This is a genomic window from Thermophilibacter provencensis (assembly GCF_030372065.1).
Taxonomy (GTDB): Bacteria; Actinomycetota; Coriobacteriia; order Coriobacteriales; family Atopobiaceae; genus Thermophilibacter; species Thermophilibacter provencensis_A.
In genome coordinates this window covers 1-11,501 of sequence record NZ_JAUDEA010000004.1, presented here as the reverse complement: position 1 = coordinate 11,501, position 11,501 = coordinate 1, and the positions used below count along the sequence as shown (strand labels likewise).

Here is an 11,501-nt window from a genome sequence, read left to right as displayed (position 1 = left end):
TTTCACGCTACACGAAGAGGCAGATTTCCAGCGAAGGGGCCCGTGCGCTACACGAGAGCCCAAATCCCGACTAATGCGACCAGACGATCAGCGTCGGACGAGTGTGACCACGCTTTCGTCATTACTTACATTAGATAGGGAATTATTGTCATTGTCAATAATCACGTCATGTGACGATACACCGTCAAATTCCAGCGGAACTTTGAAGCGAACGCTCTTGATCCAGAGGCCGTTTGGCTGCCGCTCAGGGTAAATCTGCACGCTGTCAAGCAATGAGTGCATGATTTCCTGTTCGTCACGCTCCGGCATAATGTCCATCATGTCCACGATAATCCGCATGGTGGCATATACTTCCTCAGCCGTAGCGGCCTTGCTGCCTGCGTTCTGAATAGCGATACTCACCTGATTGATCTTGCTGTCCAATTCGGAAATACGCTTCATTCGCTGGCGCAGCAGCCCTTGCAGGTCATCGTACATTTCGTCGTACAGCTCATCGTCGGCATCAAGTTCCATAATCTTCGATAGCAGCTTGGCCTTCTGGCGTTCTTCCTTCTTTTTGGCAGCAGTGAGAGTATCGGCTTCCGCCTGTAAAGCGTCCAGATTGGCGTCGGTTCCGATGGATTTCATAATGTCCGCTGTGAAATCCATATTCCGCAGCGCTTCCTGGACTACACGGCGCACCTGCTCATTCACCGCGTCCTGCCGGATGTGCTTTGTGTATGTGCAGCGCTGGCCGCTTACGGTTTTGGTATTCTTGCAGATATAGTACCACATATCTGTGTAGAATTCGCCGGAACCATCTTTTTTCTTCTTCCGGTTCACGACGCCGTACATCGGTGCGCCGCAGATAGGGCATTTGACGAGACCGGAAAGGATGTGAGCGTGTTCCGGGCTGTATCTTTTTTCCCGCTTGTAGGCGTTCAAGCCTCGCTTTGCTCGCGCGGCCTGCCAGAGCTCGTCCGAAATAATGGCCTCATGCTTCCCGTCAAATATTTCATATTCCGCCTGTTTGACGGTATGGTATTCATTGCGTGTGCCTTCTATTTTCTCGCTTTTCCGGCGTCCGTAAGCGATTTTTCCGGCATAGACTGGATTGTCCACTACCCCTTTCACGAAAGTAGCTGAAATCCGGCTATATATCCCATTTTGACGAGCCTGCTTACTATATCCGTTCTCATTCAACCATTTGGCAACGCCGTTTATACCCATATCAGACTGCACATATTTTTCGAAAATTAGCCGAACAAGCGCAGCTTCGGAATCTTCGATGACCAGTACACCATCCTCGATCCGATAGCCGTATGGAGCTTGACCGCCATTCCATTTGCCTTCACGAGCCTTCTGCCAACGTCCAGCCATCGTCTGAGCCTGAATGTTTTCACGCTCCAGCTCTGCAACACCGGCAAGAACAGGAAAGAGGATTTTTCCGGCAGCACTGGCAGAATCAATCCCATCTTCTACGCAGATGAGATTGACACCGAAATCCTGCATGATCTGCAAGTTGTTCAACACATCAGCGGCATTCCTGCCAAACCGGGACAGCTTGAAGACCAGCACATAATCGACGTGGTCTTCGTTGCCATTCTGTATCCGGCGCATCATTTCCTGAAACTGCGGCCTGCCAGTGGTGTTCTTGCCGGATTTGCCCTCGTCCGAAAAGACGGCGACCACCTGCAAATTGCGGTGAGCAGCCTCCTTTTTCAGTCGATCTTGTTGTGCATCCAGACTGTATCCGTCCACCTGCATCTGCGTGGAAACGCGGGTATAGAGATAGCAGCGCAATTTCTTTTGTGCCATTTGCCGTATGCCTTTCTTTTTGAAGTAGCTTTTTTATAAATCCATTAGTTGCTTGACATGGAATACAACCTCGTCTACCCATCCAGAATCGTGACCGGCAGCCTGTGCCAAACGCTCAAATCGCTGACGGACTACTTCTTCATTACCGCGTTCGTCAAATAGCTTCAGAAAGCGTACCCACCACCTGGCCTCAATGCCAGCAAGAGGTAATGTCATCGTGTCTGATACCCAATCCTCCATCAAGCCGTGTACCCTAGCAATGCGTCCGAAATTACCGCCTCGATCATCATGTACTATATCAGAATACGAACTACCCGCTTCTGGATATGGGTGCGTCTCTGGATGTTCTACTGGCATTGCGTTTGGACTACGATGTTCCCAGTAATATGTCCGTAAATCGGCAGCGTATTTTGCTTGTTCGATATATGGTTCCTCTAAAATAGGCTGTCCAGATATCACATTAGAAAGGGACCAGGGAAATACAGCAATTAAGTCCCATACGGTCATTGCATCTGCGGAAGCCTTAAAGCGAAAAGAAGGCATTTCTTCTTTGGCAAGCAGATACCATCCTTTCAGCTCAATTCCAATCAGAGGCTGTTCTCCTCCAGCTCTTTCAAGGCGAACATCGGGAAAACTTTCAGCATATCTTCTGAATTCGTAATTTGCCCATTTACCGCTTGGGTCCCAAATCGCTCTTGTCGCATTTAATGTGGCAACTGTTTGTTCCTCGATAGCGCCCCCCAGAAGTGTATTCATTGCAAACAGATCTGTTGCAGACAAGCCTTCGATGTTAATTGTGGACTTAAAGTGCATTGGCACTGCTTGCAGTGCTTTAATTACTCCCATTTGAAGCTCTGTCCGTTCGTCATCAGCTGGAAGCGTGTATCTAGTTACTTCACTCACTTTTTTCCTCCCTAAAATTATACACTCCATTGTTTTGTAAACTTTCATTGGCTTCGATGAGTCGTTCTTTTGCCAAATTAACAAAAGTTTTGTCAATTTCTGCTGCATATGCGTGTCGGCCTAATAGAACAGCGGCTACAGAAGCTGATGCTAAGCCTCCAAAAGGTTCCCAAACAACACTACCTTCATTTGTGGTTGCGGCGACTTGAGTCAGCATTAGGTCTAATGGTTTTTGATTCAGATGAGCCGAAGATAACTTTGTCGGTTTGTACGTTCTCGGTGCACTGCGTTCCATTGTACCCTTCAACCGTTCAGAATCAGCAAGGGGTGGCCTGCTCCATACGTTTGTGATCCCATTCCTATGATTCCAAACCGAACGCAACGCATCCCAATCACGGGCCGTTACGTTGTGTATTCCATCTAATGAGAAATACGGCCAAGTAGTCTTTTTCCCATGTCTGGTGCAATAATCAGCCATTTTTTCAACCGCCTCACCGGGCGGCCAATACCAAAGCCAATCAGCAGTTAGATACTTTCGCGTGGCCGCGTTTTTAACTTCGCACGCTTCATTGGATTTGCAAAGCGGCAATCCGCTGCGCTGCCATTCAGCACGCAACCACTCTTTTGCTCCTAAAGTTTGTCCATCGCCTGTCTGCAAATAGATTTTTCTTCGATATAAAGCAGATACCTCAGTTACAACCGGCAGTTGCCTAATAGTTTTTCCATTTACATTTCCAGCGATATGTGCCAATCCTTTGTCCCATACAGCCAGCTGAACATATTCCCATCCTGTAGCCAAAAGCAACGGATGGACGGTTGCCCATCCAACCTCTGTATTCCAAAACCATAGACTTGTGGACGGCTTGGCAGCTTTTGCCCAGGCTAAGACATGCGGCTTATACCAATCGACCAAGCCTGCTGCATCAGTTGTATCTCCCCGAAATCCACGAACACCATACGCACCATCGGATATAATTAAGTCGGGTGCCGGCCACTGAGAATAAACCTCCGACACATTGCCATAGTGCAAAGAAAATAGCGTCCCGTTAATATTATTGTTCATTTGTTCTGTTCCTCCTTTGCTTGGTGTTCTTTTAGCCAGTTACGCAAAAGAGCAGAAACCGTCATATCTTTGTCCAGGGCAATCTGTTTGAGTGCCTTACGTTCTTCTCGCGTCATTGTAATTGTCAGGTTTACCATATTTCTTTCTGCCATTTTAATTTTCCTCTCAACGCGCGATTTTGTGTTATTGTGTACTTGTGTAATAGTGTATCATAAAATGGCCCAAAAAGCAATCTGGACCTCCGAAAAGGTGCCAACTATTATTGCTTTTCTTGCTGCTCCACACCTTGATGCAACCGGTCATATTCATTCTTCAGCTCGGATGCACGATTCATGAATGCGGTGTCATGTTCTTGCTTCTGCCGGATGGATGATTGATAGGCATCTTCCAGCGTGCGGCCATCTCTAAACTTATGAGCTTCCATAAAGCGTTTTCTACTGGCGTCCGTATCTGTGGACGATTGCAGCTTATCTCTAAGCTGCTCCAATTCATCCAAAACCAATTTCTGGGCTTCCAGCGCATCTTCTTTCTTTTGAAATGCAGCGGCTGCTTCTTCCTGCGCTTTCGTTCGCGCCTCTGTTGTTGTGCGTTCCACAAACGAATCCATGGCGGCCTTGAACATCTCAACACCCTCAGAGTATGTGCGGAATGCAGCACGCTCGCCGCTAAGATTTTGATATAAATTGTAAATGAATTTCAGCAAGCGGCGCTGCCCCTTATCTCGACCATCCAGCTTTTTCTGTGTATCTTCCTGCTGTTGGGTGAGTGCTTCCTGCTCTTTGCGTGTGGTTTCCTGCTGCTGTGCGGTCAAATCCAGTTGCTGTTGACGTGCAGCGGCAGCGGCTTCCATCTGTGCTTTCAATGCTTCTGCCTGCTCAACAAGCTCTGCGGCATCCTCAGCCATCTCACGAGCTTTATTACCCAGGTGTTTATTAACAGAAAGACCGGATTGCCGACGTTTTGCGTTTCGCTCGCTGGCGTATTCTTTGTCGGTCTTGGCCCGTTCAAAGTCTGTGCGGTCAAGGTCATCCATATCCCACCCGCACTCACGCATCAGAGCGGGAAAACGCTCATTGATTTTAATCAGGAGCTTTGCATCTATAAGATTTCCGCAATAGCGTCCGTCTGCATCTTTCGATACTCCGAGGTCATGCAAATGACGGTCAATCACACCTGAATTTTCATCTGGTGGAATACCTTCATCAAAGTGCTCGGCAGACATTCGGATATTTTCACTGCGAAACAATCGCGGCTCAATCTTAGCCATGCACTCCCGACAGTCTGCGTAAAATTTTTGATAATCGTCGTTCGTCCATGTTGCACAAACTTCGGCGGGCGGATTATAAATCACTGCCCAGCCGATCACAGCATTATGCGGCAGACCTTTTTCACGCACGACCGGCTTTTTATCTTTAGTTTTTCCATTCACTTTGACACGATACTTAGAGGCTTCCTGTTCCATAACAGCGGCAAACTCCGCACCGCTACTGTATCCGTCATACTGGTTTTGCTTCGACCGGCTCTTATCCAGTGTATCCGATTTCGATGCTCGCTCGTATCCGGCTTCCATCGCAATCTTCCGAATGTTCGCACGATGTTTCTGCCCTTGCTTCGGTTCACCTCTCACCAAGCCCATCACTTGCGGCGCACATTTCCAACCCATATCGCTTCACCTCCTGCCGCGGGGTCGTTTACAAACCCAGTATGAATGTCCTCAGGGTTTGTAAACAAACCCATCGTCCTCCTGCCGTCAGCTCCCTCTTTGGAAACTACGTTTCCAGCCGGGCGGCAAACCTTCCTTTACCTGCAACATACCACAAAATGTTCAGAACGCAAGCCCCTAAATTATAAACCCCGTCGGGTTCTTCCCAACGGGGTTTAGGTCAAATCTGCTGTGCATAGCCCGCAGATTGATTCACGGGCTGCTGTTCTGTTAAATCAGTTGCAGGTTGTGCGGCAGCTTGCTTTTCAGCCATCTTCTCAGAGATGTAATCAAAATAGCTTCGATTGCCATCCCGAAAATACATCTCCTTTGCCATCTCCACGAACTCAAGAGCAAACTGTATATCACGCTGGCGCTGTTCTTCGGCGGCTTGCTGATCTTCCAGTCTCTTCATCTTGCGGGCCTCTTTTTGAACTGCGGCAAGTTTTGCCCGCAGAGTGGCCGCTTCCTTTTTCAAGTCGGCGCTTGATTTGGCCATTTGAATCACCTCACTTCTGATTTCAGTTTACCGTAAATCATGCAGAACGCAAGTAGTCAATTATAACTGTCCGTTCCACACCATCTCGATTGTATCCCGAATAATCTGCTCTGTGTATGTTGCTACCAGTTCGCCGTCTACATATCTGTTAATCGCATCTCGGATTGTCGGCCATTGCAGATTGTGCAAAAATTCATATTCTTCTTGTGGGCGCACTTTGGCAGCAGGATACATTTTAGTGTATTCCGCCCAGCCACCGGCGGGGGAATCCCAGAACCAATGGCCGAATGATACCAGCGTATTGAAGCGCCGCTCCTCGTACTCAGCGCACTCACGCATAAAACGATCTTCAGCCGATTCAACAACGGGCATCATTTCCGGCGGAATCTGATCGGGATCAGAAATCTTATCATCATGTTTGTCTTCAATCATTTTTGCGGCGTTTACCACCGGTTGGACAAATCCAGCAAAAGCCTTTTGTTTTGCTGCCCCGTCCAATCTTTCGATGATAGCTTTCATGCTCCCGCGTACATGAGAATAAGTAATTAGTGTTTGAATAGAGCTTAGGTCTTTATTGATGAAGCCCTGGTTAATCAAAATATCGAAATCGTTTTCCCGAACGCATAAAATCATCGGAAAACGTCTCCATGCCTGATTTGCATCTTCAGCGTGATGATGATAGCCTTTCGCATCGATGTACTCACCCGCAAGTGTAGAAATAAATTTGTCAAAAGAATCTACGCCGTTAATAATAGTTAAGGCGTTGTTCAAAATAACACGTGTATGTTTTGCCTGCTCTGCCATTTTCTTTGGGTGCGGATCAAACAAACGGAAAGTTCCATTGTTGCCAAAGTGTTTAATAAAGTCTATAGCTCGCATATCATCCCAGATAATAACAGGCTCACCATCATAACCGTCAAATGTAACACGCTCATCGTTCCCAACGTGAAAAAATGGATCATCTACGAACGAAAATAAACTTTGTGCAATATACTCACAAAAAGCCGATTTGCCAATGCCGCCGGGGCCGTCCACATAAATGTTGAGCCTAAAAGGGCAAGGTGGTGCATCCATCAGATAGTCAAGTCGTAAAGGAGGCAATGTATTCCGTATCTTTGAAAATGTGAGCGGATCATCCTCACGGCACTGTTTCATTGTCCAACCATCCAATAGAACGTGCATCCGCATTGTATCGACGGGTGTCATCTCACCAGCGCGTTTGCCAAATTTAGCTCTATGCGCTTGCAAATCGGTCAGCTCTTTGCGGAAATCAAAACCCGGTGAAGTATGAACCTCATCGTCATCGTAGTGCGTCTTGTGTTGTTCGACCGCACGAGGGCTTTCATGCACAAGGTATTCGGAACCATCGAGAAAAGCCCCGCGTCCGCGCAGGATCGTCACCTGCTGCGGCGGTACCTTGAACCAGCGGGCAATAGTCGAAATCGGCACTTTGCCGGGAACTTCAAGCACAATGTGCGCGTGTTTGAACTTTCGGTCGCCTGCTTTGATTCGCCCGGTTCGGTCAGCGATTTCATCCTCTTCGGTGTAAATATCACGATCATGCCAAATCCAACACCAACGCTTGATGCTCTTGTGGTCAAGACCAGCTTCAATCTGAGGCGTATCAATCCAAGGGGCCACGCCGGGTTTCAGCATTTGCCTGTCATCTTCCCATTCGTCAGCGAAAGGGTCAAGCAGAAATTGCGTCACCATGAAAAATTTATATCTGGATTCTGTTCCTTCACCATCTTCTTCCTGCCGACGTCCGGCTTGTTCTTCGGCTTTCCGCCACCACCAGAACACAGGATAAATATCCGGGTGATTTGCCCGCATATCATTCATGCAGGCAATAAATGACGCATCATCCAGATCATCCAGCTTACCAAAAGCATCTAAATTTGCCTGTGCCAGAGCTAACGTAGCCTGGGGATCGTATCCCGGAGCGGCTTCCATTTCCTTTACGGCCTGCAAGCCGCGCTTGCGTTCACCCTTGACACTGTTTTTCGTTTTATATGCCATGCGCTCACCTCGTTTCACACTGTTTCTTCTTGTATTGTAATGTAGAAACGGTGTGAAGTCAATACATTAACACCGTTTCTTTTGTATATGCTATTGCTAAAAAGGTGTGAATTTGCTTGTAGGAAGCGTTTTTTCACACCGTTTACACCGTTGCGTTCTGGGCCATCCCACACAAGCCCACTGTGGGATGGCCCCCTATTTTCAAGGGTTTTCGGCACTTGATGAAAAATTTTACACTGTTTACACCGTTTACACTCCATAGCCTAAAAGGGTGTAAAAAGAAACGCTGGTGCAAAAACGGTGTGTTTGGACGGTATGGGGACGGGCTAACGCCCGCCCGAATACAGACAGAAGCAAAAAGAACCGCAGCTACATAGTGCAGTTGCGGTTCATCTTAGAATGTATCGAAATGTGCGCCTGTTGTTTACGCTGTGCAATTTTTCTTCGTTTCTCGTGTATCTGTGCTCTGAAGCATCTTATTTGCAATCTGAGCAAAATTTGACGCCACACTTGACTGAACCTGTCGGCGGCGCTGCATAAAATAGCCGACGGTGAGGAACTCAGGAGCAATCCTCCAAAGAACCTCACCGTCGCATTCACCAGTATAGCACCGCCGCCAGAACCCGCCAAGTGCAAGCCGCTTTGCGGTGGCTGGCTCTGCCTCCGGCTCAGAATCTAAGAGCAATCCGTCAGATCATCTTGAAATGCTTCAATGCCGCCTCAATCGCCGCTTCCTTTTCCGGCGGGCATTGCGGCTGTTTGGCATCCTCAGATTTGGGCTTGTTGTAACACTCCCGCTCGATGATACCATGCTTTTGTTTGACCTGGGCGATATAGAGGTGGCTGACTTTCAAGCCGGTATGCTCCAGCACATACGCCTTGATCTGCTCATAGGTCGCACCGCCGGGCAGATCAATTTCTTTAGACGGTTCATAGTCCAAGTAGACATGTTCACGGCTTTTCTCTAATTCCCTACCTAAGAGAACAACCGTCTCGACGTGCTTGGTGTGCGGGAACATATCCACGGGGCACACGCGCTCGAGCCGATATCCGTGCACACGCAGAATCTCAAGATCTCGCGTCTGGGTGACGATGTTGCAGCTCACGTAAACCACGCGCCCTGGGGCGAGGTCCGCCACGCCGGTCAGAAACTCGGGCGTGCTTCCCGCGCGCGGCGGATCCATGATGACGGCGTCGAAGTGCTCGCGCGCACCCTCGCGCGCCATCCACGAAGTGGCGTCCGCGGCAACAAAGCCGCACCGATCCGCCACGCCGTTGGCCTCGGCGTTACGCCGCGCGCACGCTACGGCGCCCTGCACCTGCTCAACGCCCACGACCTGCATCCCGGGCGTCTCTGCGGCGGCGCAGATGCCGATGGTGCCCGTGCCGCAGTACGCGTCGAGAACGCGCCGGGCATCACCTGTGCCCTCAATCGCGAGCCCGTAGAGCACCTCGGTTTGGGCGGGGTTGGTCTGGTAGAAGCTCGTGGGGCCAATCTCAAAGCGGCAGCCCAGGAGCTCGTCGTGCATGACGCCCGGGCCAAAGAGCGTGCGGCAGCGCCGACCCAAGATCGCGTTGGTCCGCCGGTCGTTCACGTTCTGGGCGATGGTCGTGACCTCGGGGCACTCCGCGCGCAGCTCGGAGACGAGGCGCTCGACCCCACGCAGCTCATCAACGCGCGTGACCAGCACGAGCATCACGTCATCTGTCTTCCACCCGCAGCGTACGACGGCGTGGCGCAACACCCCCACGCCCCGGTCCTCGTCGTAGGGCGGTATGTGCAGCCGCTCGGCAACGCGCGCAACGCCGTTCAGGATGCGACGGGCCCGCTCGTCCTCCGCCAGGCAGCTCTCGCACGGCACGATCCGATGCGTTCCCGCAGCGTAGAACCCGCAAAGCACGCGCCCGCCGCGCGCGTGGGCAAACGGCGTCGCCGCCTTGTGCCGATAGCGCACGGGCTCCTCCACGCCGCGAATGGGCTCGAGCGCGGCGCCGTCCTCCTTGGCCATGCCCCCGAGCAGCCCCTCCGCCTGCTCCTGTTTGCGTCGCAGCTGTATGGGGTAGGGGACCGCGAGCCATTCGCAGCCGCCGCAGTCGCGCGCAATCGGGCAGGTGTAGGTCTTGTATCCCATGGCACCCAGTATACCCGCCGTTTGCCGACAAACGCCGCGCGCTTGCGGTCCCCTCTTGCAAAGAAACCAATGTGATATCACAATGGCATCAGACGAGGACGCCCACCCCGGGGCGCGCCCGTCACCAGGAAAGGAACCGCAATGACCGTAGAGAAGCAGGCCCGCGCCGCGTCCGGCTGGCCCATGCTCTTCGTCACCCTCGTCGCGTATGCCGCCGCCATCTGGGGCATGGTCCAGGGCATCATCATCCTCGCCACCGCCGAGGACGCCGGCGTGCCCGCGCCCGTCACCGGCCCCGCGCTGCTCGTGGGCAGCATCGTGCTGCTCATCGTGGCAATCATCCTCAGTTGCGGGTTCTTCTCGCTGCAGCCGGGCCAGGCGCGCGTGCTCGTGCTCTTTGGCAACTACGTGGGCACCGTCCGCGAGTCCGGCTTCTACTGGGTCAACCCCTTCTATAGCCACAGCCTGGGCTCGGACGGCACCGGCGCCTCCATCGACGTGAGCCTGGAGGAGGGCACCCCGTCCGTGAAGGCCGCCGCGGCCGCCAAGGCACTCTCCACCAAGGTCTCGCTGCGCGCCCGCACGCTCAACGGCGACCGCCTCAAGGTCAACGACAAGATGGGCAACCCCATCGAGATCGCAACCGTCGTGGTCTGGCACGTGGCCGATACCGCCAAGGCCCTCTTCGACGTGGATCACTATCCCAGCTACGTGGCCATGCAGACGGAGACCGCGCTGCGTCACGTGGCCAGCGTCTACGCCTATGACCACATGGAGGATGACGACGCCTCCAACAGCTCCATCACGCTGCGCTCCAACATCGAGGAGGTCTCGGAGTCCCTCAAGGAGGAGCTCGACCGTCGCCTTGCCCCGGCCGGCGTCTCTGTGGATGACGCCCGCCTCACGCACCTCGCCTATGCGCCGGAGATTGCCCAGGCCATGTTGCGCCGCCAGCAGGCCGAGGCCATCATCGCCGCGCGCAAGAAGATCGTGGAGGGCGCGGTCTCCATGGTGGACATGGCTCTCAAGGAGCTCTCCGCCGGCGGCGTGGTGGAGTTCGACGACGACCGCAAGGCCGTTATGGCCTCCAACCTCATGGTCGTCCTCTGCGGCGAGTCCGAGGCGCAGCCCGTTCTCAACACCGGCTCCCTCTACCAGTAAGGCGAGAAGGACGTGGCCGCGCGCAAGCAATACCCGCTCCGCATAGACCCCGAGGTCTGGGCCGCGGTAGGGCGCTGGGCCGCTGACGATATGCGCAGCGCGAATGGCCAGGTCGAGTGGATCTTGCGCGACGCTCTGCGCCGCGCCGGCCGTCTTCCCAAGAAGGGCGAGAAGAACGACGACCAGTAACGGTGGTGACGGGGGCGACGGGGTAAGCTGACAAAG

The 11,501-nt window shown here is 52.3% G+C and carries 10 protein-coding genes; 2 read left to right on the top strand and 8 right to left on the bottom strand.

The window, feature by feature from the left end; translation table 11 throughout:
- Window positions 1-87: 87 nt before the first annotated feature.
- The 8 genes from QUW25_RS03650 to rlmD all read right to left on the bottom strand — a co-directional run bounded on the left by QUW25_RS03650 (window position 88) and on the right by rlmD (window position 10,115).
- Window positions 88-1,797: a recombinase family protein gene (locus tag QUW25_RS03650; protein ID WP_289510875.1), complete on the bottom strand. Its 1,710-nt coding sequence runs from the start codon at window positions 1,795-1,797 to the stop codon at window positions 88-90.
- Between the two features lie 33 nt (window positions 1,798-1,830).
- A complete protein-coding gene (locus QUW25_RS03645) occupies window positions 1,831-2,700 on the bottom strand; it encodes a hypothetical protein (protein WP_289510874.1) in 870 nt (289 codons plus the stop codon).
- Window positions 2,693-3,763: a DNA methyltransferase gene (locus tag QUW25_RS03640; protein ID WP_289510873.1), complete on the bottom strand. Its 1,071-nt coding sequence runs from the start codon at window positions 3,761-3,763 to the stop codon at window positions 2,693-2,695. The genes QUW25_RS03645 and QUW25_RS03640 overlap by 8 nt, the downstream gene beginning before the upstream one ends.
- Window positions 3,760-3,915, bottom strand: coding sequence for a hypothetical protein (locus QUW25_RS03635; RefSeq protein ID WP_289510872.1), 156 nt, complete (start codon window positions 3,913-3,915; stop codon window positions 3,760-3,762). Before QUW25_RS03635 ends, QUW25_RS03640 begins: the two co-directional genes overlap by 4 nt.
- A gap of 107 nt (window positions 3,916-4,022) precedes the next feature.
- Complete coding sequence (locus QUW25_RS03630) at window positions 4,023-5,333, bottom strand: hypothetical protein (RefSeq protein WP_289510871.1); 1,311 nt, start codon at window positions 5,331-5,333, stop codon at window positions 4,023-4,025.
- Between the two features lie 313 nt (window positions 5,334-5,646).
- Window positions 5,647-5,964: a hypothetical protein gene (locus tag QUW25_RS03625; RefSeq protein WP_289510870.1), complete on the bottom strand. Its 318-nt coding sequence runs from the start codon at window positions 5,962-5,964 to the stop codon at window positions 5,647-5,649.
- A gap of 60 nt (window positions 5,965-6,024) precedes the next feature.
- Window positions 6,025-7,983, bottom strand: a complete 1,959-nt coding sequence (locus QUW25_RS03620) for a Rep family protein (protein WP_289510869.1) — start codon at window positions 7,981-7,983, stop codon at window positions 6,025-6,027.
- Between the two features lie 689 nt (window positions 7,984-8,672).
- A complete protein-coding gene (gene rlmD / locus QUW25_RS03615) occupies window positions 8,673-10,115 on the bottom strand; it encodes a 23S rRNA (uracil(1939)-C(5))-methyltransferase RlmD (protein ID WP_289510868.1) in 1,443 nt (480 codons plus the stop codon).
- A 141-nt stretch (window positions 10,116-10,256) separates the two neighbouring features.
- On the opposite strand from rlmD, the gene QUW25_RS03610 reads away from it, so the two are divergent.
- Both QUW25_RS03610 and QUW25_RS03605 read left to right on the top strand, forming a co-directional pair.
- Window positions 10,257-11,276: an SPFH domain-containing protein gene (locus QUW25_RS03610; protein ID WP_289510867.1), complete on the top strand. Its 1,020-nt coding sequence runs from the start codon at window positions 10,257-10,259 to the stop codon at window positions 11,274-11,276.
- Window positions 11,277-11,288: 12 nt separating this feature from the next.
- Window positions 11,289-11,465 carry an Arc family DNA binding domain-containing protein gene (locus QUW25_RS03605; protein WP_289510866.1) on the top strand — a complete coding sequence of 59 codons (177 nt, stop codon included), beginning with the start codon at window positions 11,289-11,291 and terminating at the stop codon, window positions 11,463-11,465.
- Window positions 11,466-11,501: the final 36 nt, after the last annotated feature.